Raw genomic sequence first — 24,154 nt, 5'->3', positions numbered from 1 at the left:
CATAAGAAAGGCCCACTATGAAAATAGTGGGCCTTTTTTTTTGCTCAAAAAATCACGCCGGCTCCGGCGCCACCCGCTGCTGAGCCTTCCCCTGAGCCTGCGCCCAGTTCTCCGGTAAATTGATGTAATCCACCAGCTCCCGTAGCCGGCCCTGGTCGCGCCCGTTGAAGTTGAACACCAGTCGCGTCAAATGGCTGAACCTTGGCTCGTCATGTTCTTCGCCGGTATACCCGTGCTGCTGGAAGTCCCCACTCAGCCGCAAGCTGGCAAACTCGCTCTGCAAATGGGCCAATGCCCGCTCACTGAGCGGATGATTCATGCGTACTACAAACTCACGTTTCAACCAGCGCGTGGAGTGGAAGTTGGCATAAAACTGGTTGATCTCTTGCACTGCCTCTTCGGCGCTGTACACCAGGCGTACCAGCTTGAGGTCGGTAGGCAGGATATAGCGGTTGGCTTCCAACTGACTGCGGATAAAATCCAGGGCACCCTGCCAAAACCCGCCGCCTGGCGCGTCCAACAGCACTACCGGTACCAGCGGGCTCTTGCCGGTCTGGATCAGGGTCAACACTTCCAACGCTTCATCCAGCGTGCCGAAACCGCCTGGGCACAACACCAATGCGTCGGCTTCCTTGACGAAGAACAGCTTGCGGGTAAAGAAGAAGTGGAAGGACAGCAGGTTCTCAGTGCCATCAATGGTCGGGTTGGCATGCTGTTCAAACGGCAAGGTGATGTTGAACCCCAGGCTGTGTTCCAGGCCGGCGCCTTCATGGGCGGCGGCCATGATGCCGCCACCGCCGCCGGTGATCACCATCAGGTCCGAGCGTGCCAGCGCTGCGCCGACTTCCCGGGCGAGGGCGTACAGCGGGCTTTCCACTGGGGTGCGTGCCGAGCCGAACACTGTCACTTTGCGGCGACCCTTGAACTGTTCGAGCGCGCGGAAGGCATGGTCCAATTCGCGGATGGCTTGGAGGGTGATCTTGGCGTTCCAGCGGTTGCGGTCGTCCTGGGCCATTCGCAGCACGGTGAGGATCATGTCGCGATACAGGGGGATATTCGGGCTGTTGGGAGCGATCAGTTGGAGTTGAGCTTCGACCTGCTGCGTGAGGTCGGCCCCGTTCTCTTCAAAATGTCGAAGCAGGCGGTCATTCGGTTCGTAAGGCATTCAACGTCTCCTTCTTGCAGGGCCCGGGTGGCCGACGAGAGGTTCGCCGGAGGCTACGACACTGCATGTGTCGCTGCTTGCCGCAGGGGGCAACCTTCTTTTGCCCTGAAAATGTTACAGAACAGCATGAACAGTGCTGTGAATAAATGGCTGGAGTGACTTGATCATGGGCCGAAAAACCCTTGGCTGGCAACCACTTATTGGTCACTCAATAGGGGGGCTTAGTTGCCTGGAAGGAGTTGGCGCGGGGGGAGTGCGCGCTGCCGGACGGCAGCGCGCGGAGGTAAAAGGGCTACTTTTTCTTTTTCGCCGCAGCCGGTGCCGGGCAATCTGCTTCAACGAATTTGACCGACGCCACAGGACGGTTGGTCTTGTTCTCGGTGATTTCGTAGCGCATCACTGCACCTTTGGCCATCAGCTCGCGGTAGCCTTTGTTCAGGCACACGCTTTGGCCAAGCTGGAAGTACACAGCCTTGGGGTTGGCGCGCATCTGTTCGGCGCGGTCGGACATCACGCTCAGGTGATCGATCAGTTGCATGCCTTCAACGGTGTAGGCCACTTCCAGGGTTTTTTCGTCGATTTCCCGGGGCAGGTCCTTATTGCTCTCAGCCGCGACGCTTTGCAGCTTCCTGTTCATTTGGGCCTCCAGCAGCGAGGCCGCCTGGGCGCACACGGGCAATACCAGCGCGAGGGCGACGGATGGGGCGACAAGACGCAGCATGGAACGCAGCATGAAACTCTCCTGATTCGGTTACTGGTGCATAGACCAGCCACTGTGCTGTGCGTTCAGTGGCGCGCAATTATAGGTGAGCCCTTGCCACTACAGCCAGGCGTATCGCTGGTAAACTGCGGCCACTTAAGCCTTTCACGAGTTTCCAACGTGTCGATTTACCCGTTTCACCGGCGCATCCGATGAGCCACGCCGTCTCCCGCCTGCGTACCCAGCGTCTGGCTCGCGCCGTGCGGCCGTTCCTCAATCGTGGTTCGCGTGCCGAACGCTGCCCCGGTTGCCGGGTTATTCCGCAATACTGCCTGTGTGCCTGGCGCCCCAAAGTCGAGGCCCGATCTGCCATGTGCCTACTGATGCATGACGTGGAACCGATGAAGCCCAGCAACACCGGCTGGCTGATCGCCGACGTAATCGACGACACCAGCGCATTCGCCTGGTCGCGCACTGAAGTCGATCCGGACTTGCTCACCTTGTTGGCCGATCCGCAGTGGCAGCCCTACATCGTGTTCCCCGGTGAATTTGTGACGCCCGAGCGTGTTGTCAGTGAAGTAAATGTGGAGGAGGGCAAGCGCCCGTTGTTCATCTTGCTGGATGGCACTTGGAGTGAAGCGCGCAAGATGTTCCGTAAAAGCCCCTACCTTGAGCATTTGCCGGTACTCAGCCTGGCGCCGGAGCAACTGTCGCGCTACAAACTGCGCCGGTCCAAGCGTGATGATCATTTTTGCACCGCCGAAGTCGCCGCCCTGTGCCTCGAACTGGCCGATGACCAGGCTGCCTGCGAAGTACTCGATGCCTACCTCGACGTGTTCAGCACGCATTACCTGGCGGCCAAATTCCAGTTACCCCTGGACCCGACGGACATCGTCCATACTCGTCTTGCTCCCTATATACCCGCGGGATAGCCAGACGACGTTTGCATGATGGCACCCTCAACCCGCACGCCGCTAAAATGCCCGTGGGCGTAGTGCTTGACCCCCCAGGCTACGCTGGGCATGCTGAGCGCCGATTGGGGTGCAACCGTGAATTTTCGACGTCGTTTCAGGTGCTTTTGACGTCGAGCGTGCCCTGTGGCGACAGCTGCCTGGCTGCCGCCTTGTGTACTGGCGAGCCCTGAACCCATCAGGGCTCCCATAAAAAACAGGATCATTTAATCAATGGCCACATACGAAATCCTGATAGCCGATGACCACCCGCTGTTTCGCAGTGCGCTGCATCAAGCCGTGACCCTGGGCCTTGGCCCGGACGTGCGGCTGGTCGAAGTGGCCAGCATTGCCGAGCTGGAAGCCCGCCTTGCCGAAAAGTCCGACTGGGACTTGGTGCTGCTCGACCTGAATATGCCCGGTGCCTATGGTTTTTCCGGGCTGGTGCTGTTGCGCGGGCAATACCCGCAGATCCCCGTGGTGATGGTTTCGGCCCAGGAAGACGCCGATGTGGTGGTGCGCTCCAAGGAGTTTGGCGCCAGTGGTTTCATCCCCAAGTCCAGTGCCATGGAAGATATCCAGAAAGCCGTGCGCACCGTGCTTGACGGCGATGTGTCCTGGCCGCCGCAAGCGTTTGAAGAAATTAACGTGTCCGACGAAGCCAAGGCCGCCCGCGATGGACTGGCCAGCCTGACGCCGCAGCAGTTTCGTGTGCTGACCATGGTTTGCGAAGGTTTGTTGAACAAGCAGATTGCCTACGAGCTGAGCGTATCGGAAGCGACCATCAAGGCCCATGTCACGGCGATCTTCCGCAAGCTGGGCGTGCGTACGCGCACCCAGGCGGCATTGCTCCTACAACAACTTGAGTCAATCTCGCAGCATTGAGCGTTCAGCGGTTCACGCTTTTTTGACTTGGCGTGATCTAGTTTCCCCACTTCTTTGGTTCAGTTGCCTACGTCTATGTCGCCTTTCAAGGGTCAAACCGGTATCAAGCGTATCTTTAATGCAGGGGGCTATTCCCTGGATGGCCTGCGCGCGGCCTTTACCGGCGAGGCAGCATTCCGCCAGTTGGTGTTGCTGAACGTCATCCTGATCCCGCTGAGCTTTTTCCTGAATGTCAGCCGCGTCGAACGCGCGTTGTTGATCGCCGTGTGCCTGCTGGCCTTGATCGTCGAGCTGCTCAACTCGGCGGTTGAAGCCGCCATCGACCGCATCTCCCTGGATCGCCACCCGCTGTCGAAAAACGCCAAGGACATGGGCAGCGCTGCGCAGTTTGTCGCGCTGACCATGATCACGCTGGTGTGGGCTGTGATCCTGATCTAAGGCTTAGGCAATGCTCGGTAGCACGATCTCGTCGCTGCGCTGGACTCCAGCGGTAAAGGCCCGGCAAAGTTCCAGGAACTCGCGCATCGCTGAGGTCTGGTACTTCTGTTTATGCCAGATGAAGTAGAACTGCCGGGCCAGGTCCAGGTCCGGGGTTTCCACCGGTACCAAACTGCCACGTCGGAACGCGTCGCGCAGCGCCAGCCGCGAAATACAGCCAATCCCCAACCCTGACTCCACCGCCCGTTTGATGGCCTCAGTGTGTTCCAGCTCCAGGCGGATATTCAGCGCGCTGCGGTGATGGCGCATGGCCTGGTCAAACGTCAAGCGCGTGCCAGAGCCTTGTTCGCGCAAAATCCAGGCTTCATGAGTCAACTCTGCCATGGTCGCCACGCCACGCGTGGCCAGGTGATGCTGCGGCGCACAAAACACCACCAGCTCATCTTCCACCCAGGTTTGCACCTCGATGTCCGGGTGGCTGCAATCGCCTTCGATTAGACCCAAGTCAATTTCGTAGTGCGCGACTTGGTGCACGATATGTGCAGTGTTCTGCACATGCAGCTTCACCTGGCTCTCGGGATGTTGCTGCATGAAGCTGCCGATCAGCAGCGTGGCGAGGTAATTTCCAATGGTCAGGGTGGCGCCGACCGCCAGGGAGCCAAAACCGGACTTGCCGTTAAGCAGATCCTCGATCTCCTTGGCCTGGTCCAAAAGCGCCACGGCCTGGGGCAACAGCTGATGACCGAGGGCGTTGAGGCTCAGGCGCTTGCCCGCACGGTCGAATAATTGGCAGCTGGATTGACGCTCCAGCTCGGTGATCGAGGTGCTGGCGGCGGATTGAGATAAAGCCAGAAGGCCAGCAGCGCGGGAGACGCTTTCCTGCTGGGCGACGGCGACGAAGACTTGCAGTTGACGGAGAGTAAATCGCATATCGATATAACCGATAACCCTTATCTTAATAATCCAGTTAACAGATATTGTCGCCGCCATTAGAATGCTGTGCAATTGCGCATCTACACCTTTGGCGCAGACCCATTTCCAGGAGTCCCCCGTACATGAGCAACATGAACCACGAGCGTGTCCTCAGTGTTCATCACTGGAACGACACTCTGTTCAGCTTCAAGTGCACCCGTGATCCGGGCCTGCGCTTCGAGAACGGTCAGTTCGTGATGATCGGCCTGCAACAGCCCAACGGCCGCCCGCTCATGCGCGCTTACTCCATTGCCAGCCCGAACTGGGAAGAGCATCTGGAGTTCTTCAGTATCAAGGTGCCAGATGGCCCGCTGACTTCCCAATTGCAGCACTTGAAGGAAGGCGACGAGATCATCATCAGCAAAAAACCGACAGGCACCCTCGTGCTTGACGATTTGAAGCCGGGCAAACACCTGTACCTGCTCAGCACCGGTACCGGCCTTGCTCCGTTCATGAGCGTGATCCAGGACCCGGAAACCTACGAGCGCTTTGAAAAAGTGATCCTGTGCCACGGCGTGCGTTACGTCAACGAAGTCGCTTACCGCGAATTCATCACCGAGCACCTGCCGCAGAACGAATTCTTCGGCGAGGCCTTGCGTGACAAGTTGATCTACTACCCAACCGTAACCCGCGAGCCCTTCGAAAACGAAGGCCGCCTGACCGACCTGATGCGCAGCGGTAAGTTGTTCAGCGACATCGGCCTGCCACCGATCAACCCCGAGGACGACCGCGCCATGCTGTGCGGCAGCCCGAGCATGCTGGATGAAACCAGTGAGGTGTTGAACAGCTTCGGCCTGAAAGTGTCGCCACGCATGCGTGAGCCAGGTGATTACCTGATCGAGCGCGCGTTCGTCGAGAAGTGATGCTGGGTTAGTAAAAACACAGACCAAAAAATGCTTCCGGTTTCTTCAGCTGGCTGGAAGCACTTCCAACACACAAATCAGCCCAGCCTCGGGATAGTGCCAACGCACATCCACATCCCAGAACTGCGCGCCATACTCTCGCTCCGGCCCCGGCGTCTGATACGCCGGCCGTGGGTCCTGCGCCAGGCACTGTTCAATCAACGCCACCAGCGGCTCATCCAAGCGCTGAGCGTGGCTCTGCGCCTGATGCAGCGCAGTCTTCAGCCATTGCACGGGAATCAGCTGCGGCGCAGCGCTGGCGATCCCGTTGGTGGCCGTGTCGACAATGTCGGCATACGGCACATACGGTTTGATATCCAGTACCGGCGTGCCATCAAGCAGGTCTATCCCGGAAATCCACAACCGCCCTGGCTCGACCCTGTCCAGTTTCACCACCGACTGGCCAATACCATTGGGGCGATGAGTCGCGCGGGTAGCAAACACGCCCATGGAGGTGTTGCCACCCAAGCGCGGCGGGCGCACTTTCAGGCGTGGCTTGTCTTCCAGGGCCTGGTGGAACAGAAACAACAGCCACACATGGCTGACCTGCTCCAGGCCCTGCACCGCCTCACCCCCGTCGAATGGCGCCACCAAATCCAGCACGCCCCGCGCGGCGGGTGCCAGCTGCGGTTGGCGCGGGATCGCGAACTTCTCCTTGAAGCAGGAGCGCACGAAACCGACGGGCGAGACGTGGTAATTCATGGCTTACGCACGAACCCGCAGGGTCAGGCCCTTGAGGAAGTTGCGCAGCAACTGGTCACCGCAGGTCCGGTAGTTGGTGTGGCCGAACTTGCGGAACAGTGCGCTCAACTCAGGCTTGGACACCGGGAACTCGGCCGCCTTGAGGATGGCGTGCATGTCGTCTTCCTTCAGTTCAAAGGCCACGCGCAGCTTCTTGAGGATGATGTTGTTGGTGATCGGGGTTTCAATCGGCTGCGGCGGACGGCTTTCGTCCTTGCCGCGCTTGAAGATCACCAGGCCATCAAGGAAGTGCGCCATGACTTCATCCGGGCAGAACACGAAACCTTCTTCCTCATCTTTCTTGAGGTAGGTCAGCAGGTCTTCCTTGGTTACGTCCATGCCGCCGAGCTTGGTGATCTCGACCATCTTGTTGTCGCTGATGTCGAGCATGTAGCGCACGCTGCGCAGTACGTCATTGTGAATCATGGTGGGCAATCCTGGTTTTCAACGGTGGACACCGCCCAGGCAGGCGGTGTCGATAATAGGGGAGCGGCTTAGAACTTCTCTTTGCCGGACAGGTAACGCCATTGGCCAACCGGCACTTTGCCGATGGACACGCCGCCGATGCGGATACGACGAATGGCGATGACCTTGAGGCCAACCGCTTCGCAAAACAGCGCGATTACACCCGGCTGCGGGTTTTTCATTGCAAAGCGCAGGCGGTTTTCGTTCTGCCAGCTGGCTTTGACGGCCGGCAGTTCCTTGCCTTTGTATGTCAGGCCGTGGTTGAGGCGGTTGAGGCCGTGGGCAACCATGTCACCCTCGACTTCCACCACGTATTCCTGCTCGATCTTGGCGGCATCGGCGGTCAGCTTGCGCAGGATCTTCCAATCCTGGGTAAACACCAGAAGGCCGCTGGCCTTGGCTTGCAGGTCGGCGCTGGCGGTCAGGCGCAGGAAATGGCCCTTGAGCGGGCGCTTGCTAAAGCGGTGTTCTTCCGAGAGTGTTTCGGCGCTGATCGACGCCATGGCCGTTTCGGCATCCACGCCCACAGGGGCGTGCAGCAGGATGGTCACCGGCTCAGGCACGGTGGCCTTGGCCTCGGGGTCGAGTTCGACCGTCTGGGTGGTGACCTTGAACTGCGGCTCGTCAATCACTTCACCGTCCACCGAGACCCAGCCGCCTTCAATGAACAGCTCAGCCTCCCGACGGGAGCAACCGACCAGTTCGATTAGACGTTTGGAGAGGCGTATGGGGTCAGTCATGACAAGGGCCGTAACAAAAGGGGGCGGCTATTGTACCTGCCTGGAGCCGGTTAATCCCGGCCCTATTTCATTTAACCCTGGCGGGCCTGTTGTTGCGTCTGGCTCAAACGCAGACGCAGCAACGGATAAGGCTGGCCGAGGCCATCATGCTCCGTGCGTCCGACTACCTCGAAGCCTTGCTTGAGGTAAAAGCCCAGGGCCTGGGGGTTCTGTTCGTTTACCTCGAGTTCGTCGGCGTTCATGCGTTCAATGGCATAGCGCAGCAATTGCCGGCCAAGGCCCTGGCCGCGGCGCTGCGGGTCGATAAACAGCATTTCGACCTTGCCCGCGGCCACGCCAGCGAACCCGGTGATGCATTGGTGCGAGTCCTTGGTGCAGATCAGCATCACCGTGTCCAGATAATGGGTCAGCACCAGATGCCTCAGCCGCTCGATGTAGCTGTCCGGCAAAAAATCGTGGGTGGCCCGCACTGAGGACTCCCAGATTTCAGTCAGTTTTTGATAATCGCTGGTTTTGGGGGTATGGATAACCGAATGCTGACGCATGCCGCTGCTTCCTGCCAGTGATGGGCGATGGGCAAACGATAGACCTAAAAAAGCCCCACATCTTGATCAGATGCAGGGCTTTTGATTTTGTCGCCTATCAGTCGCGCTTTTCAGCCCACAAATCGTACTCGTCGGCGTCCGTCACGGTGCACCAGACCTTGTCACCCGGCTTCAAACCGCTGGCATCGTCGATAAACACGTTACCATCGATTTCCGGCGCATCGAAGAAGCAGCGGCCAACCGCGCCTTGCTCGTCGACTTCGTCGATCAGCACTTCGATTTCCTTGCCGATGCGCATTTGCAGGCGCGCCGAGCTGATAGCTTGCTGGTGAGCCATGAAACGCTCCCAACGGTCCTGCTTGACGTCGTCCGGCACTACGGCCAGGTCCAGCAGGTTCGCCGGGGCGCCTTCAACCGGCGAATACTGGAAGCAGCCGACGCGATCCAGTTGGGCTTCTGTCAGCCAGTCCAGCAGGTACTGGAAGTCTTCTTCGGTTTCGCCGGGGAAGCCGACGATGAAGGTCGAACGGATGATCAGCTCCGGGCAGATCTCGCGCCAGTTCTTGATGCGCGCCAGGGTCTTGTCCTCGAACGCCGGGCGCTTCATGGCCTTGAGCACTTTCGGGCTGGCGTGCTGGAACGGGATGTCCAGGTACGGCAGGATCTTGCCGGCGGCCATCAGCGGGATCAGCTCGTCCACGTGCGGGTAGGGGTAAACGTAGTGCAGGCGCACCCACACACCCAGGCTGCTCAAGGCTTCGCAGAGTTCGGTCATGCGGGTTTTGACCGGCGCGCCGTTCCAGAAACCGGTGCGGTATTTCACGTCGACGCCGTAGGCACTGGTGTCCTGGGAGATCACCAGCAGCTCTTTCACACCGGATTTGACCAGGCGCTGGGCTTCGTCCAGTACGTCACCCACCGGACGGCTGACCAGCTTGCCGCGCATCGACGGGATGATGCAGAAGCTGCAGCTGTGGTTGCAGCCTTCGGAAATCTTCAGGTACGCGTAGTGGCGCGGGGTCAGCTTGATGCCTTGCGGCGGCACCAGGTCGATCAGCGGGTTGTGGTCCTGGCGTGGCGGCACCACCTGGTGCACGGCGTTGACCACCTGCTCGTACTGCTGCGGGCCGGTCACCGCGAGCACGCTTGGGTGCACATTACGGATATTGCCTTCTTCCACACCCATGCAGCCGGTCACGATGACCTTGCCGTTTTCCTTGATCGCTTCGCCGATCACTTCCAGCGACTCTGCCTTGGCCGAGTCAATGAAGCCGCAGGTGTTGACCACCACCACGTCAGCGTCCTGGTAGGTGGACACGACGTCATAGCCTTCCATGCGCAGTTGCGTGAGGATGCGCTCGGAGTCAACCAGAGCCTTCGGGCAACCCAGGGAAACAAAGCCAACCTTGGGGTTGGCTTTTGCGATGGTGGTGGACATGTCTAACCTCGGTATTGAATGACGCTGCCGGTCGTGCACGACGAGACAACGGATGGGCACTTGAAGTGTGCCTCTGATCAAAAAGTGCGCAATTCTAGCGACGGGCAGCGCACTTGACCAGCTTTATGCAGCGAAAAGCGACGAGTGCTGCGCTATGCTTCGCGCCGTTGCGCGTAGGTAAAATCCTAAGGTCAACAAAACGTCTGTTACGAGAAGTAAAACAGCGCATGCTAGGGTCAGCTTAGAGGCGTTGTTTATAAAGACCGCAGGTCAGAAGGGCAGGAGTGGTTGATGGGTCAGGCAAGTAGTCCGGCGGCAGGTGCCGAGCATTCCACCGCAAAGCCGATTGGCATGCTGGTGGCAGCGGTCGGGGTGGTTTACGGTGATATCGGGACCAGCCCGCTCTACACCCTTAAAGAGGTGTTCAGCGGCGGCTATGGGGTTCAGGTCAACCATGACGGTGTGTTGGGGATCCTGGCGCTGATCTTCTGGTCGCTGATCTGGGTAGTCTCGATCAAATACATGCTGTTTGTGCTGCGCGCCGACAACCAGGGCGAGGGCGGCATCATGGCCCTGACTGCACTGGCGCGACGGGCGGCGGGGGAGCGCAAGAAGCTGCGCAGCTTCCTGGTGGTGTGTGGCCTGTGCGGCGCGGCGCTGTTCTACGGCGACAGCATGATCACCCCGGCGATTTCCGTGTTATCGGCGATTGAAGGCCTGGAGCTGGCGTTCGACGGCTTGGAAAAATGGGTCGTGCCCATCGCCCTTGTTGTGCTGGTGGCCTTGTTCCTGATCCAAAAGCACGGCACTGACCACATCGGCAAGCTGTTTGGGCCTGTGATGGTGACCTGGTTCCTGGTCCTGGGCGGTCTCGGTGTGTATGGCATCACCCTGCATCCTGAGGTGCTCAGTGCCATGAACCCGATGTGGGCGGTGCGATTCTTCGAGGCTCACCCGGGCATTGGCGTGGCTATCCTTGGCGCGGTGGTGCTGGCACTGACCGGCGCCGAAGCACTGTACGCCGACATGGGCCACTTCGGCCGCAAACCCATTGCCCGCGCCTGGTTCATGCTGGTGCTGCCGGCGCTGGTACTCAATTATTTCGGCCAGGGCGCGATGCTGCTGGGTGACCCGGAAGCCGCGCGTAACCCGTTCTACCTGCTGGCACCCAGCTGGGCGTTGATCCCGCTGGTGGTGTTGTCCACCCTGGCCACGGTGATTGCGTCCCAGGCAGTGATTTCCGGTGCGTTCTCGTTGACGCGCCAGGCGATCCAGTTGGGGTACATCCCGCGCATGCATATCCAGCACACCTCCAGTGCCGAGCAGGGCCAGATCTACATCGGCGCGGTGAACTGGTCGCTGATGGTGGGTGTGATCCTGCTGGTGCTGGGTTTCGAATCCTCCAACGCACTGGCGTCGGCTTACGGCGTGGCGGTAACCGGCACCATGCTGATGACCACGATCCTGGTGTCGGCGGTGATGTTGCTGCTGTGGAAATGGCCTCCGATTCTGGCCGTGCCGGTCTTGGTCTGCTGCCTGCTGGTGGACGGGCTCTACTTCGCTGCCAACGTGCCGAAGATCATCCAGGGCGGTGCCTTCCCGGTTTTGGCGGGGATTGTGTTGTTCGTGCTGATGACCACCTGGAAGCGCGGCAAACAATTGCTGGTGGAGCGCCTCGACGAAGGCGGCCTGCCATTGCCGATTTTTATCAGCAGCATTCGCGTCCAGCCGCCCCACCGGGTGCAGGGTACCGCCGTGTTTCTCACTGCACGCCCGGACGCTGTGCCCCACGCGCTGTTGCACAACCTGCTGCATAACCAGGTGTTGCATGAACAAGTGGTGTTGCTGACGGTGGTCTACGAAGACATTCCTCGCGTGCCGGCGGCACGGCGCTTCGAAGTGGATGCCTACGGCGAAGGCTTCTTCCGCGTGATCCTGCACTTTGGTTTTACCGACGAGCCGGACGTGCCCGAAGCGCTGAAGTTGTGTCACTTGGATGACCTGGATTTCAGCCCGATGCGCACCACGTACTTCCTCAGCCGCGAGACGGTGATCGCCTCTCGCATCAAGGGCATGGCGCGCTGGCGCGAGGCGTTGTTCGCGTTCATGTTGAAGAATGCCAACGGCAACCTGCGCTTCTTCAAACTCCCGGTAAACCGAGTGATCGAGCTGGGCACCCAGGTCGAAATGTAAACTTTTGCAACGCGGGAGTCGGTAATCGGCTCCCGCTTCTCTTTCTGAACCCTGTGCAATCCAGCGTTGTCGACTAGGCTCTAAGCACTGTTGAACAGTGCCCATAGAACCCAGAAGAGGTGCGCCATGAGTCAGCTGCTCGAACCCTATACCCTGCGCCAATTAACCCTGCTCAATCGCATCGCGGTTTCGCCGATGTGCCAGTATTCGGCGGTCGACGGCCTGGCCAACGACTGGCACCTGGTGCATCTTGGTAGCCGTGCGGTCGGCGGTGCGGGGCTGATTTTTACCGAAGCCACCGCTGTCACCGCTGATGGCCGCATCACCGCCCAGGACCTGGGCTTGTGGAACGACGCGCAGATCGAACCGCTGCGACGCATCACGCGTTTTATTGCAGCCCAAGGCGCGGTGGCCGGCATTCAACTGGCTCACGCCGGGCGCAAGGCCAGCACCCATCGGCCCTGGATCGGCAAGCATGGCAGTGTCAAGGCGGAGGAGGGCGGCTGGGTGCCGGTAGGGCCCTCGCCGATTGCCTTCGACCCTCAGCACACTCAACCCACACAGTTGGATGAGGGGCAGATCCAACAAGTCATCGCCGATTTTGTCGCCGCCGCCAAGCGTGCGTTGACCGCGGGTTTTGAAGTGGTGGAAATCCACGCGGCGCATGGTTACCTGTTGCATCAATTCCTGTCGCCGATCAGCAATCAGCGTCAGGACAAGTACGGCGGATCGTTTGAAAACCGTATCCGCCTGGTGCTGCAGGTCACAGAGGCCGTGCGTGAAGCCTGGCCTCAGGAGCTGCCGTTGTTTGTGCGGGTGTCGGCCACCGACTGGGTGGAAGATGGCTGGAACCCCGACGAAACCGTGGAACTGGCGCGTCGCCTGAAAACCCTTGGCGTGGACCTGATTGACGTATCGTCCGGTGGCACGGCCGCTAATGCCGAGATCCCCACCGGCCCCGGCTACCAGACCCGTTTCGCCGAGCGGGTGCGCCAAGAGTCGGGCATGGCTACCGGCACCGTTGGCATGATCACCGAGCCGGCCCAGGCCGAGCACATCCTGCGCACCTGCCAGGCCGATATCATCTTCCTGGCACGCGAGCTGCTGCGTGACCCTTATTGGCCGCTGCATGCCGACGACGACCTGGGCGGGCGCAAGGCGATCTGGCCGGCGCAGTATCAAAGGGCGACCCATCGCGACCAGCCGATTCATGAGTCTGATCTGCGCGACTAATCCGCTGTTGGCGCTGACTGAAACCCACCCTGACCCGGTGGGTTTTTTTACGCGCGCAGGTGTCGGATATGTCTGTAGGTATTTGTTACCTAAGCAATTTATTTAAGTTAATACTCTAAAAAAATCCCACACGAGAGCAGTTTTTTTCTACGCTTAGGGTAAGCCTGATTTCTGGCCCAGGAAGTCAGTGGGTTTGCTCACTGAGGCATTGCGCTTCATGGGAGGCGGGTAATGGGCAACAGGAGTATTCGATGGATATCAGGAGAACCAGTCCATGGCCAAGTCCGATGGTGTAGCGGGTATGGTGACGTCTTTTCTGACCCGCAGGATGTCGTTGCGGGGCCGAAGGTTGAGCTCAGATGAAATGGAATTGCTGGCGCAGTACCGCGCCCTGACCGAGAGCGATCAGATGGCAATGCGCTATTTGATTGGGGCGATGAAGAGTGTGTCGCGGTTCTGAGGATCGTCGTTAAACAAGGTGGGAGCTGGCAAGCCAGCTCCCACCGGTATCAGCTGTACTTGCGCTGGTCCGGTGCCGGCGGGAAGTACTGATACAACCAGGTTTCACTCAAGGTGCGGTCCTGGGTACGGATAAACAGGCGCAGTTCCACCGGCTCTACGCTGTCGCTGGTCGGGTACCAGTCGAACAGGATGCGGTAGCCCTTGATGTTATCCAGCACCAGCACGCTGAAATCCTTGACCTGGCCATGGGAGCACGTCACCACGGGCTCAATCCCCGTGCCGGGTGGCAGGCGGTCCAGGCCACCGCCCTTGAAGTCCACGGCGAAACGGCGCGCCCACACCTCAGGGTAGTGCTCTCCCGGCGCCCAACCTTCGATAAAGCCACCCATGCCTGAGCGGGTCGCGTCTACCTGGGCCAACGGCGTGCTCACCGGTGGCAGGGCGCTCCAGTACAGCTTGTAGCCGTAGTTCAGTGATTCGCCGGCTGCCACGGGTTTTTTCGGGGTCCAGAAGGCCACGATGTTATCGAGGGTCTCGCCGGTTGTAGGAATTTCCAGCAGGTCGATGGAGCCTTCACCCCAGGCCGTAGTGGGTTCGACCCATAGGCTCGGGCGTTTGCTGTACCAGTCCACGGTGTCCTGGTAACTGGCGAACTCATGGTCGGTCTGCACCAGGCCAAAGCCTTTGGGGTCGGTGTCGGCAAACGCGTTGAACTGCAGCTTGGCCGGGTTGTTCAGCGGGCGGCAGATCCATTCGCCATTGCCGCGCCACATCGCCAGGCGGTCCGAGTCGTGGATTTGCGGGTGGATGGTGTCGCACATGCGGCGCTCATGGGTACCGCAGCTGAACATGCTGGTCATTGGCGCGATACCCAGTTGTTCGATAGCGGTACGCGCGTTGATGTGTGCATCGATCGCCATCACCACCTGGTTGGCCTGGCAGTCGATATCAAAGCGGTAGGCGCCGGTGGCGCTCGGCGAGTCGAGCAGGGCGTAGACCACGAAGCGGGTGGCGTTTTTGTCCGGGGTTTCGAACCAGAACTGCGTGAAATCAGGGAATTCCTCGCGTTTTTTCGCGTAGGTGTCGATGGCCAGGCCACGGGCGGAGAGGCCGTACTGGCCGCTGGAATCCACTGCGCGGAAGTAGCTGGCGCCGAGAAACGACAGTACATCATGGCGGCCCAGTTCTGGCGCCTTGAACAGCTTGAAGCCGGAGAAACCCAGGTCGCCGGTCAGCTGTTTGGTGTCGACCGTGGTTTTTTCATAGTTAAACAGCGAAGGGCGGAAATGCACCTCGCGAGCTTCGCGGGTCTTGGGGTCGACGCTGTGCATACGCACCGGCGTCTTGAACCCCATGCCGACGTGGAAGAACTGCACGTCGAGTTGGCCGTTCAATTCCTTCCACAACGAGTGGTTGCCGTCGTAGCCGATGGCGTTGAAATTCTGCGGGGTCATGGTCCCCAGGGTGGGCGGCAGCACTTGTTTGGTGTCTTTGTAAGCGGTCCCGGCGAGTTGCTTGGCCTGGGCCTTCAGCGATTCGAAATCGAACGCCACGGCCTTGCCATCGGCGGCACGGGTCCCGGCCCAAGCCTGGGCGGCTAGCAGGCCGCTGGCCGACAAACCAGTGTAAGCCGCAATGGCCATGGACGCTTTGAGCAAATTCCTACGGTGCATAGAGACAACCTGTCGTGAGCAAATCCCGCGCCGTTCCTGGCACGTAGCGGATCAGAAATTACGGTTCGGACATGCCTTCGGCCAAACGCAACGGACATTAAACAGACGCCGGATAGCTTAAGCGGTTCGATGACGTAGGAAAATTGATTGATAGCGGGGTGATTGAGTTGCAAGTGCGACAAGACATTTCCGGCTCTGATGCCAACACAGTACTTGATCATTATGAAGATCAAATGTGTGCGGGCTTGCTCGCGAATGCGGTGTATCAGTGACAGGATCTACCGACTGATTCACCGCATTCGCAGGGGTAAAAGCCTCAGTGCTTGAACATCACATGGCGAACTGTGGTGTAGTCCTCCAACCCGTACATGGACATGTCCTTGCCGTAGCCGGACAGTTTCTGACCGCCGTGGGGCATTTCGCTGACCAGCATGAAGTGGGTGTTCACCCAGGTGCAGCCGTACTGCAAGCGCGCGGCCAAACGATGGGCACGCCCTACATCGGCGGTCCACACGGATGACGCCAGGCCGTAATCCGAATCGTTGGCCCAGCCCAGCACTTGGGCTTCATCGGTGAACTTGGTCACCGACACCACCGGCCCGAATACCTCGCGACGCACGATTTCGTCGTCCTGCTGCGCGTCGGCCAGCACGGTCGGCTCAAAGAAGAAACCATTGCCTTCCACCGCCTTGCCGCCGGTGACCAGGCGAATGTGCGGTTGTGCCACGGCGCGTTCGACAAACCCGGCGACACGATCGCGGTGTTGCGCGGTAATCAGCGGCCCCAGTTCGGTAGCCGGATCACCCTGCAAACCGTACTTGATGCTGGCGACCGCGGCGCCCAGCTTTTCGACGAACGCATCGTAGATGTCTGCTTGCGCATAAATCCGGCATGCAGCGGTGCAATCCTGGCCGGCGTTGTAGAAGCCAAAGGTGCGAATGCCTTCCACGGCAGCATCGATATCGGCGTCGTTGAAGATGATCACCGGCGCCTTGCCGCCCAGCTCCATGTGCATGCGCTTCACGCTGTCGGCGGTGCTGGAAATGATGTTTGCACCGGTGGCGATGGAGCCGGTCAGCGAGACCATGCGCACTTTCGGATGATTCACCAGTGGACTGCCGACGGTTGGCCCACGGCCGAACACCAAGTTGAGTACACCGGCCGGGAAGATTTCAGCGGCCAGTTCGACCATGCGCAACGCGGTCAGCGGGGTTTGTTCCGACGGCTTGAGCACCACGGTATTACCGGCGGCGAGGGCCGGGGCGATTTTCCAGGCGACCATCATCAGTGGGTAGTTCCACGGTGCGATGGAGGCAATCACGCCCACCGGGTCGCGGCGGATCATCGAGGTGTGCCCGGGCAAGTACTCACCGCCGGCCGAGCCGCTCATGCAACGGCTGGCGCCGGCAAAGAAGCGGAATACGTCGGCAATCGCCGGGATTTCATCGTTCAGCGCGGCGCTGTAAGGCTTGCCGCAGTTGTCCGATTCCAGCTTGGCCAGCTCTTCGCCATGGGCTTCGATCACGTCCGCCAGCTTCAGCAGCAACAGCGAGCGATCCTTGGGCGCGGTTTGTGACCAGCCTTCAAAGGCGGCATCCGCTGCGCGCACGGCGGCGTCGACCTGGGCTTCGCTGGCTTCCTTGATCTCCACCAGTACGCGGCCGAGTGCCGGGTTGAACACGGCCTGGGCCGGGCCTTCGCCCTCTACCAGTTGGCCGTTGATCAGTAGCTTGGTCTGCATGGTTCAGCTCTCCTAAAACGAGTGTTTACCCCTGAACAAATGCGATTCAAATGTGGGAGTTGGCTTGCCTGCGATAGCGATGGATCAGCCAGCCGATTCATCAACTGACAGACCGCTATCGCAGGCAAGCCAGCTCCCACATTGACCGTGTTTCTTCAGTGGCAGGGTCTTGTCAGTTATTTACCGCCACTCCCCGCCACGCTTTCACCACCGCGCGTCAGGTAATAAGCCCCGAGAATAGGCACCATCGTCACCAGCATCACCAGCATCGCCACCACGTTTGTCACCGGCACATCGCGTGGGCGGCTGAGCTGGTTGAGCAGCCACAGCGGCAAGGTGCGCTCGTGGCCGGCGGTGAAGGTGGTGACGATGATTTCGTCGAACGACAGCGCAAACGCGAGCATGCCGCCAGCCAGCAGCGCCGAGCCGAGGTTGGGCATGATGATGTAGCGAAAGGTCTGCCAGCCGTCGGCGCCCAGGTCCATCGAGGCTTCGATCAGGCTGTGGGAGGTGCGGCGCAAGCGGGCGATGACGTTGTTGTAGACAATCACCACGCAGAACGTCGCGTGGCCGATGATAATGGTGAACATCCCCGGCTCAATGCCCAACGTCTTGAACGTCGCCAGCAGCGCGATACCGGTGATGATCCCCGGCAGCGCAATCGGCAGGATCAACATCAACGACACGCCTTGCTTGCCGAAGAACTCGCGGCGATACAACGCGGCCGACGCCAACGTGCCGAGCACCATCGCAATCAGGGTGGCGATGGCGGCGATCTGCAAGGACAGCTTGATCGACTCCAGCACGTCAGGCCGGGCGAAGGCCACGCTGAACCACTTCAAGGTAAAGCCTTGGGGCGGAAAGCTGAACGCGGCTTCTTCGGTGTTGAAGGCATAGAGGAAGATGATCATGATCGGGAAGTGCAAAAACACCAACCCGCCCCAGGCTGCGATCTTCAAACTCAAACTGGATTTTTCAGAGTGCATCGAAGGCCCCCAGGCGTTTGACGATGGACAGGTAAACCGCGATCAGCACGATGGGCACCAGCGTGAACGCTGCGGCCATGGGCATATTGCCGATGGCGCCTTGCTGGGCGTAAACCATGCCGCCGACGAAGTAACCCGGTGGGCCCACCAGTTGCGGCACGATGAAATCGCCCAGGGTCAGCGAGAACGTGAAGATGGAACCGGCGGCAATCCCCGGAATCGACAGCGGCAATATCACCTGCATAAACGTTTGGCGCGGTTTGGCCCCAAGGTCAGCCGAGGCTTGCAATAGCGACGGCGGCAAACGCTCCAGGGACGCCTGGATCGGCAGGATCATGAACGGCAGCCAGATATAAACGAAGACCATGAACCGCCCCAGGTGCGAGGTGCTCAAGGTGCTGCCGCCCACGCCGGGAATGCCCAGCACGAGCTGCAACACGGGCTCCAGCCCCAAGTGCTGCACGAACCACTGCGCCACGCCACCTTTGGCCAGTAGCAAGGTCCAGGCATATGCCTTGACGATGTAGCTGGCCCACATCGGCATCATTACCGCGACGTAGAAAAACGCTTTGGTCTTGCCCGTGGTGTAGCGCGCCATGTAATAAGCAATCGGGAACGCGATCACCGCACTGGCAATCGACACCACAATCGCCATGCTCAAGGTGCGCACAATGATGTCGAAGTTCGACGGCTGGAACAGCGCGGCGAAGTTGGTCAGGGTCAGGTCCGGCGTGACCGCCATGGTGAAGTCGTCAAACGTATAGAAACCTTGCCACAGCAGGGTCAGCAACGAACCCAGGTAGATCGCGCCGAACCAGATCAGCGGCGGCACCAGCAGCATCGCCAGGTAGAGATTGGGCTTGCGGTACAGCAGGTTGGAAAACCTGCGCATCGGTGGTTGGGTTAGGGCCAGGCTCATGTCACACCTCGCCTGCGATATCTGTCAGCGGTGTCATGGCTTCCCGCGCCCAGCGGGCGGTGATGGACTGGCCGACCTGATGGCCACTGCTGATGTCCAGCCACTGGTTGTTGGCCTGGCTGATGTTCAACGTCTGGCCGTTTTCCAGCTTCAGCTCATAGCGCGTGGCGCTGCCCTGGTACTGGATATCGTGCAGCAAACCGCTGACTTCCACGTCGCCGGCACCCAGCGGGCCTTCGGCAAAACGCACGTGCTCCGGGCGGATCGAGAAGGGCTGAGGGTTGCCGCTGAGCCGCTGGGCCAGTTCGCCGCGAATCACGTTGGACGTGCCGACAAACTCGGCGACAAAGGCCGTGGCGGGCTTCATGTACAGGCTGCGCGGGGTGTCGACCTGCTCGATGCGACCCTTGTTGAACACCGCCACACGGTCAGACATCGACAGCGCTTCGGTCTGGTCGTGAGTCACGAAAATAAAGGTGATGCCGAGCTGGCGTTGCAGCTTTTTCAGCTCGCTCTGCATCTGCTCACGCAGCTTGAGGTCGAGTGCGCCCAGCGGCTCATCCAGCAGCAATACGCGTGGGCGATTGACCAGGGCGCGGGCCAGGGCGACGCGCTGACGCTGCCCACCGGAAAGCTGCACCGGCTTGCGCTCGCCATAACCGCCGAGGGCGACCATGGCCAAGGCTTCTTCGGCGCGATTGAGGCGTTCGGCCTTGCCCACGCCCTTGACCTTGAGGCCGTAGGCGACGTTGTCGCGCACATTCATATGCGGGAACAGCGCGTAGTCCTGGAACACAGTGTTTACATCGCGCTGATACGGCGGCAAGCCGGCGGCTTCCTCGCCGTGGATACGGATCGAGCCTGCGCTCGGTTGCTCGAACCCGGCGATCAGGCGCAGGCAGGTAGTCTTGCCCGAGCCGGAAGGGCCGAGCATGGAAAAGAACTCGCCGTCCTGGATATCGATGGAAACCCGGTCAACGGCTTTCACTTCGCCGAACTGACGGGAAACGTGGGTGAATTGGACTGCAAGTGTCATGGTGCGGTGCTCCAAAAAAGCATCTGTGGGAGCGGGCGTGCTCGCGAATGCGGTGTGTCAGTCAACATGTCTGTCACTGTTCAACCGCATTCGCGGGCAAGCCCGCTCCCACATTGGTTCTATGTCGTTTGGTAGAAATTACCGCCCGCCCATGATCGCAATGTAATCCTGGGTCCAGCGGCTGTACGGCACGAACTTGCCGCCTTCAGACTGCGGGGTTTTCCAGAAAGCGATCTTTTCGAACTGGTCGAACCCATTGGTCTTGCAGCCCTCGGCGCCGAGCAGTTCGCTTTCCTTGCAGGCCGCCGGCACCGCCGGCAACGAGCCGAACCACGCGGCGACATCGCCCTGGACCTTGGGCTGCAGCGACCAGTCCATCCACTTGTAGGCGCAGTTCGGGTGCTTGGCCTCGGTGTGCAGCATGGTGGTGTCCGCCCAGCCGGTGGCGCCTTCCTTGGGAATGGTCGAGGCGATCGGCTGTTTCTCGTTCTGCAAACCGTTGACCTGGTACGGCCAGGCGCTGGAGGCGACCACGCCTTCGTTCTTGAAGTCACTCATTTGCACGGTGGTGTCGTGCCAGTAGCGGTGGATCAGCGGTTGCTGGGCGCGCAACACTTCGAGCACGGCCTTGTACTGGGTTTCGGTCAGTTCATACGGGCTTTGAATACCCAGCTCTGGCTTGGTCGACTTGAGGTACAGCGCCGCATCGGCGATATAGATCGGGCCGTCATACGCCTGCACGCGGCCTTTGTTCGGCTTGCCGTCTGGCAGGTTCTGGGCGTTGAACAGCACGTTCCAGCTGGTGGGGGCGGTCTTGAATACAGTGGTGTTGTACATCAACACGTTCGGGCCCCATTGGTACGGGGTGCCGAAGGTCTGTTGGCCGACCACATACCACGGCGCATCCTTGAGGCGCGGGTCAATGTTCTTCCAGTTGGGGATCAGCGCGGTGTTGATCGGCTGCACCCGCTTGCCGACGATCAGCCGCAGCGAGGCATCGCCCGACGCGGTGACCAGGTCATACCCGCCCTTGGCCATCAGGCTGACCATTTCGTCAGAGGTGGCGGCGGTTTTCACATTCACCTTGCAGCCGGTTTCCTTCTCGAAACCTGTGACCCAGTCGTAGGCCTTGTCGCTTTCGCCACGTTCGATATAGCCGGGCCAGGCGACGATATCCAGTTGGCCTTCACCCGCGCCAACGGCCTTGAGCGGTTCGGCGGCCTGTAGGCTGGCACTGGCCAGCAGCGCGGTGGTCAGGGCACTGAGCAGTGCGGTCTTATGCGCGGACATGGGGGTTCCCTCTTCTTTAATTATGGTCGGGGCAGTAAAAGCAGTTGTACGTGTTTTTTTTTGTTTTAGCGTAGCCCTTGGCTTCAAGCTGCAAGCCGCAAGAAAAACCCATCCGTATTTACTTGGAGCTTGCAGCCTGAACCTTGCGGCTAAAGTGCATTTCCGTGCCGGGCCATGATGTGCCTGACAACGCTATAGTCCTGCAATGAATCACTCGAGAGGTCTTTTCCATACCCCGAGCGCTTCAAGCCGCCGTGGGGCATTTCGCTGACCAGCATGAAATGGCTGTTGATCCAGGTGCAGCCGTATTGCAGGCGCGCCGCCACTTGCATGGCCTTGTCCAGGTTCTGGGTCCACACAGAGGACGCCAGGCCGTATTCGGAGTCGTTGGCCCAGTCCACCGCCTGTTCCAGTTCGTCAAAGCGGGTCACGGTCACTACCGGACCGAACACTTCGCGCTGCACGATTTCATCGTTCTGTTTACAGCCGGCGAGCAGGGTGGGCTGGTAATAGAAGCCCGCGCCGGAATGCACAGCCGCGCCGGTGATGCGTTCGATATGCGGCTGGCCGAGGGCGCGTTCGACGAAACTGGCCACACGGTCGCGCTGGCGCGTGCTGATCAACGGGCCCAGTTCATTGTCCGCGTCGCGTTTACCGGCAAAGCGCAGGCTGCTGACCGCTGCGCCAAGCTCGGCAACCAACTTGTCGTGAATGCCGGCCTGGGCGTAGAGGCGGCACGCGGCAGTGCAGTCCTGGCCTGCGTTGTAATAACCATAGGCACGCACGCCCTCGACCACGGCTTGCAGGTCAGCATCGTTGCACACGATCACCGGCGCTTTGCCGCCCAGTTCCAGGTGCGTGCGTTTAAGGGTTTTGGAGGCCGCTTGCAGGATTTTCTGCCCGGTGACGATATCGCCGGTCAGCGACACCATACGCACCTTGGGGTGGCTGACCAGATGACTGCCGACGCCTTCGCCGCCGCCACACAGAATGTTGATCACTCCGCGTGGCAAGCGCTCTTTAAGCACAGGGGCCAGCGCCAGGATCGACAGCGGCGTGTGCTCCGATGGTTTGAACACCAGCGTATTACCGGCGGCCAGGGCTGGAGCGATTTTCCACGCGGCCATCATCAGCGGGTAGTTCCACGGTGCAATCGAGGCCACGACGCCGATGGGGTCGCGGCGCACCATGCTGGTGTAGCCCGGCAGGTATTCGCCGCTCAGTTGCCCGGTCTGGCAGCGCACGGCGCCGGCGAAGAAGCGGAACACATCGACAGTGGCGCTCAAGTCATCCTGGCGCGCCAGGTGCAAGGGCTTGCCGCAGTTCAGGGATTCCAGGCGGGCCAGGTAGTCGGCTTGTTTTTCGATGGCATCGGCGATGCCCAGCAAGATGTTCGAACGTTGCTGCGGCGTGGTGCGTGACCAGCCGGTAAAGGCGCGGTGGGCGGCGAGTATCGCAGCCTCCACCTGCTCGGTGCTGGCTTCGGCGATCTGGGTGAGTACGTCACCGGTGGCCGGGTTGAGGATCGGCTCGACAACACCCTGGCCCTGGACCAGTTCGCCGTCGATCAGCAACGCAGTGAGCAGCGGGGTGGGCGCGCCGGACATTTTTCGCGATCTCTTTTCTTGGATGGCCATGGGCGTTCTCTTACGAGGCACCTGACCTTTCTCTTATGGATTAGCTGAGAGTAGAGGGCAGGTGCGAGGTCAACAAATACTAAATACTGAATGCAGCATTCGATTAAATAGATGGCTTGCGTGGGTGCGGCTGTTCACGCGCAACCGTCAGGAACGGGTCGACCAGTGCCGGTCGCGCCGTGCCGCGGCGCCAAGCCAGGCCTACATCGAGGGTTTGGCTGAGGTCGGCAATCGGCCGCGCTTCGATAATGTCGCCTTCAAGGGACCAGGGGCGGTAGGTCATGTCCGGCTGGATCGACACGCCCAGGCCGGCCGCTACCAGGCTCCGCACGGCTTCGGTGGAGGCGGTACGCAGAGTCACATGCGGCTGCAGGCCCGCACCGGTCCACATGCGCTGGGCGTTATGGCCCATTTCGTCGACGTTCAACTGAATCAACGGCTCGCGCGCCACATCGGCCAGGTTGATGCTGTCGTGTTCCAGCAACGGATGTTGCGCCGGCAGCCACAACCGGTGAGGCGAATGAGTCAGTACTTCGGTTTGCAGGGCGTAACGGTCTTCGAGGTTGGACAGGATAAGCACGCCCACGTCGATCTCTCCGCTGACCAGCAAATGCTCGATATACGGGCGCTCATCCTCCATCACGCGGATTTCCACGTTGGGGTAGGCGCGCTGGAATCGTGTCAGCAAATCTGCGAGGTAATAGCCGGCCACCAGGCTGGTCACGCCGATGACCAACTGCCCGGCGACTTGGTCGGTGCTCTGTTGCAGGCTGCGCTTGGCGTTGTCGACGGTGGCGAGGATAAGGTGCGCCTGGCGCAGGAATTGATGGCCTTGATGCGTGAGTGTCATGCCCTTGGCGTGACGGTTGAACAGGTTTACGCCGATTTCCTGCTCCAGTTGCTGGATCGCCAGGGTCAGTGTGGACTGGGAAATGAACGCAGTTTGCGCGGCGGCGGAGATCGAGCCGGTCTCGGCCACGGCAATAAAGTGCCGGATTTGACGCAAGGTCATCATGCTGGAATTACCAGTGGGGTGTTTTTAT

At 60.1% G+C, this 24,154-nt stretch carries 23 protein-coding genes; 7 read left to right on the top strand and 16 right to left on the bottom strand.

Going from position 1 to position 24,154, the window contains the following annotated elements:
* Positions 1 to 52: 52 nt before the first annotated feature.
* Together AACY30_RS24020 and AACY30_RS24015 are read right to left on the bottom strand one after the other, a co-directional pair.
* Complete coding sequence (locus AACY30_RS24020; RefSeq protein ID WP_339541220.1) at positions 53 to 1,165, bottom strand: LOG family protein; 1,113 nt, start codon at positions 1,163 to 1,165, stop codon at positions 53 to 55.
* Positions 1,166 to 1,457: 292 nt separating this feature from the next.
* Positions 1,458 to 1,898: a PA3611 family quorum-sensing-regulated virulence factor gene (locus tag AACY30_RS24015; RefSeq protein ID WP_049709734.1), complete on the bottom strand. Its 441-nt coding sequence runs from the start codon at positions 1,896 to 1,898 to the stop codon at positions 1,458 to 1,460.
* Between the two features lie 179 nt (positions 1,899 to 2,077).
* Here AACY30_RS24015 and AACY30_RS24010 point away from each other — a divergent pair, with 179 nt between their 5' ends.
* From AACY30_RS24010 to AACY30_RS24000, 3 genes are all read left to right on the top strand, one after another.
* A complete protein-coding gene (locus AACY30_RS24010; RefSeq protein ID WP_339541219.1) occupies positions 2,078 to 2,797 on the top strand; it encodes a tRNA-uridine aminocarboxypropyltransferase in 720 nt (239 codons plus the stop codon).
* Between the two features lie 252 nt (positions 2,798 to 3,049).
* Positions 3,050 to 3,700, top strand: a complete 651-nt coding sequence (erdR, locus tag AACY30_RS24005) for a response regulator transcription factor ErdR (RefSeq protein WP_065872500.1) — start codon at positions 3,050 to 3,052, stop codon at positions 3,698 to 3,700.
* A 75-nt stretch (positions 3,701 to 3,775) separates the two neighbouring features.
* Positions 3,776 to 4,138, top strand: a complete 363-nt coding sequence (locus tag AACY30_RS24000; protein WP_003172176.1) for a diacylglycerol kinase — start codon at positions 3,776 to 3,778, stop codon at positions 4,136 to 4,138.
* A 3-nt stretch (positions 4,139 to 4,141) separates the two neighbouring features.
* Here AACY30_RS24000 and AACY30_RS23995 read toward each other — a convergent pair whose 3' ends face one another.
* Positions 4,142 to 5,068: a LysR family transcriptional regulator gene (locus AACY30_RS23995; RefSeq protein ID WP_339469419.1), complete on the bottom strand. Its 927-nt coding sequence runs from the start codon at positions 5,066 to 5,068 to the stop codon at positions 4,142 to 4,144.
* A 125-nt stretch (positions 5,069 to 5,193) separates the two neighbouring features.
* Between AACY30_RS23995 and fpr the strand changes: the two genes are divergently transcribed.
* Positions 5,194 to 5,973 carry a ferredoxin-NADP reductase gene (gene fpr / locus AACY30_RS23990; protein ID WP_003189055.1) on the top strand — a complete coding sequence of 260 codons (780 nt, stop codon included), beginning with the start codon at positions 5,194 to 5,196 and terminating at the stop codon, positions 5,971 to 5,973.
* A gap of 45 nt (positions 5,974 to 6,018) precedes the next feature.
* Here fpr and tsaA read toward each other — a convergent pair whose 3' ends face one another.
* From tsaA to rimO, 5 genes are all read right to left on the bottom strand, one after another.
* Positions 6,019 to 6,714, bottom strand: a complete 696-nt coding sequence (tsaA, locus tag AACY30_RS23985) for a tRNA (N6-threonylcarbamoyladenosine(37)-N6)-methyltransferase TrmO (RefSeq protein WP_339541218.1) — start codon at positions 6,712 to 6,714, stop codon at positions 6,019 to 6,021.
* Positions 6,715 to 6,717: 3 nt separating this feature from the next.
* A complete protein-coding gene (locus tag AACY30_RS23980) occupies positions 6,718 to 7,179 on the bottom strand; it encodes a YehS family protein (protein ID WP_049709728.1) in 462 nt (153 codons plus the stop codon).
* A gap of 68 nt (positions 7,180 to 7,247) precedes the next feature.
* Positions 7,248 to 7,958: an rRNA pseudouridine synthase gene (locus AACY30_RS23975; protein ID WP_339469421.1), complete on the bottom strand. Its 711-nt coding sequence runs from the start codon at positions 7,956 to 7,958 to the stop codon at positions 7,248 to 7,250.
* Positions 7,959 to 8,029: 71 nt separating this feature from the next.
* Positions 8,030 to 8,503, bottom strand: coding sequence for a GNAT family N-acetyltransferase (locus tag AACY30_RS23970; protein WP_339541217.1), 474 nt, complete (start codon positions 8,501 to 8,503; stop codon positions 8,030 to 8,032).
* A 97-nt stretch (positions 8,504 to 8,600) separates the two neighbouring features.
* Positions 8,601 to 9,941: a 30S ribosomal protein S12 methylthiotransferase RimO gene (gene rimO, locus AACY30_RS23965; RefSeq protein WP_104903822.1), complete on the bottom strand. Its 1,341-nt coding sequence runs from the start codon at positions 9,939 to 9,941 to the stop codon at positions 8,601 to 8,603.
* Between the two features lie 291 nt (positions 9,942 to 10,232).
* On the opposite strand from rimO, the gene AACY30_RS23960 reads away from it, so the two are divergent.
* The 3 genes from AACY30_RS23960 to AACY30_RS23950 all read left to right on the top strand — a co-directional run bounded on the left by AACY30_RS23960 (position 10,233) and on the right by AACY30_RS23950 (position 13,827).
* Positions 10,233 to 12,134 (top strand): potassium transporter Kup, encoded by a 1,902-nt coding sequence (locus AACY30_RS23960; protein WP_339469423.1) that lies wholly within the window; start codon positions 10,233 to 10,235, stop codon positions 12,132 to 12,134.
* 126 nt (positions 12,135 to 12,260) lie between these two features.
* The gene (locus AACY30_RS23955; RefSeq protein WP_339469424.1) at positions 12,261 to 13,367 is read left to right on the top strand and encodes an NADH:flavin oxidoreductase/NADH oxidase; all 1,107 of its coding nucleotides are present in this window, start codon (positions 12,261 to 12,263) and stop codon (positions 13,365 to 13,367) included.
* Between the two features lie 274 nt (positions 13,368 to 13,641).
* On the top strand, positions 13,642 to 13,827 hold the full coding sequence (locus AACY30_RS23950) for a hypothetical protein (protein WP_339469425.1): 186 nt from the start codon (positions 13,642 to 13,644) through the stop codon (positions 13,825 to 13,827).
* A 49-nt stretch (positions 13,828 to 13,876) separates the two neighbouring features.
* Here the strand turns inward: AACY30_RS23950 and AACY30_RS23945 are convergent, their stop codons facing one another.
* The 8 genes from AACY30_RS23945 to AACY30_RS23910 all read right to left on the bottom strand — a co-directional run bounded on the left by AACY30_RS23945 (position 13,877) and on the right by AACY30_RS23910 (position 24,126).
* Positions 13,877 to 15,502, bottom strand: a complete 1,626-nt coding sequence (locus tag AACY30_RS23945) for a glucan biosynthesis protein D (protein ID WP_339541216.1) — start codon at positions 15,500 to 15,502, stop codon at positions 13,877 to 13,879.
* A gap of 316 nt (positions 15,503 to 15,818) precedes the next feature.
* Positions 15,819 to 17,243 carry a gamma-aminobutyraldehyde dehydrogenase gene (locus AACY30_RS23940; protein ID WP_339469427.1) on the bottom strand — a complete coding sequence of 475 codons (1,425 nt, stop codon included), beginning with the start codon at positions 17,241 to 17,243 and terminating at the stop codon, positions 15,819 to 15,821.
* 176 nt (positions 17,244 to 17,419) lie between these two features.
* Positions 17,420 to 18,229 (bottom strand): ABC transporter permease, encoded by an 810-nt coding sequence (locus AACY30_RS23935; protein WP_339469428.1) that lies wholly within the window; start codon positions 18,227 to 18,229, stop codon positions 17,420 to 17,422.
* Positions 18,219 to 19,148, bottom strand: a complete 930-nt coding sequence (locus AACY30_RS23930) for an ABC transporter permease (protein ID WP_339418209.1) — start codon at positions 19,146 to 19,148, stop codon at positions 18,219 to 18,221. The genes AACY30_RS23935 and AACY30_RS23930 overlap by 11 nt, the downstream gene beginning before the upstream one ends.
* Position 19,149: 1 nt before the next feature.
* A complete protein-coding gene (locus tag AACY30_RS23925; protein ID WP_339541215.1) occupies positions 19,150 to 20,184 on the bottom strand; it encodes an ABC transporter ATP-binding protein in 1,035 nt (344 codons plus the stop codon).
* A gap of 138 nt (positions 20,185 to 20,322) precedes the next feature.
* On the bottom strand, positions 20,323 to 21,474 hold the full coding sequence (ydcS, locus tag AACY30_RS23920; protein WP_339469430.1) for a putative ABC transporter substrate-binding protein YdcS: 1,152 nt from the start codon (positions 21,472 to 21,474) through the stop codon (positions 20,323 to 20,325).
* A gap of 149 nt (positions 21,475 to 21,623) precedes the next feature.
* Entirely contained in the window at positions 21,624 to 23,081 is a 1,458-nt protein-coding gene (locus AACY30_RS23915; protein ID WP_339469431.1) for a gamma-aminobutyraldehyde dehydrogenase, read from the bottom strand.
* A 133-nt stretch (positions 23,082 to 23,214) separates the two neighbouring features.
* Positions 23,215 to 24,126 carry a LysR family transcriptional regulator gene (locus AACY30_RS23910; RefSeq protein ID WP_339469432.1) on the bottom strand — a complete coding sequence of 304 codons (912 nt, stop codon included), beginning with the start codon at positions 24,124 to 24,126 and terminating at the stop codon, positions 23,215 to 23,217.
* Positions 24,127 to 24,154 lie beyond the last annotated feature (28 nt).

The organism is Pseudomonas sp. RA_5y_Pfl1_P24 (assembly GCF_963970945.1).
Taxonomy (GTDB): Bacteria; Pseudomonadota; Gammaproteobacteria; order Pseudomonadales; family Pseudomonadaceae; genus Aquipseudomonas; species Aquipseudomonas tritici.
This window is presented reverse-complemented; position numbering and strand designations above follow the sequence as displayed.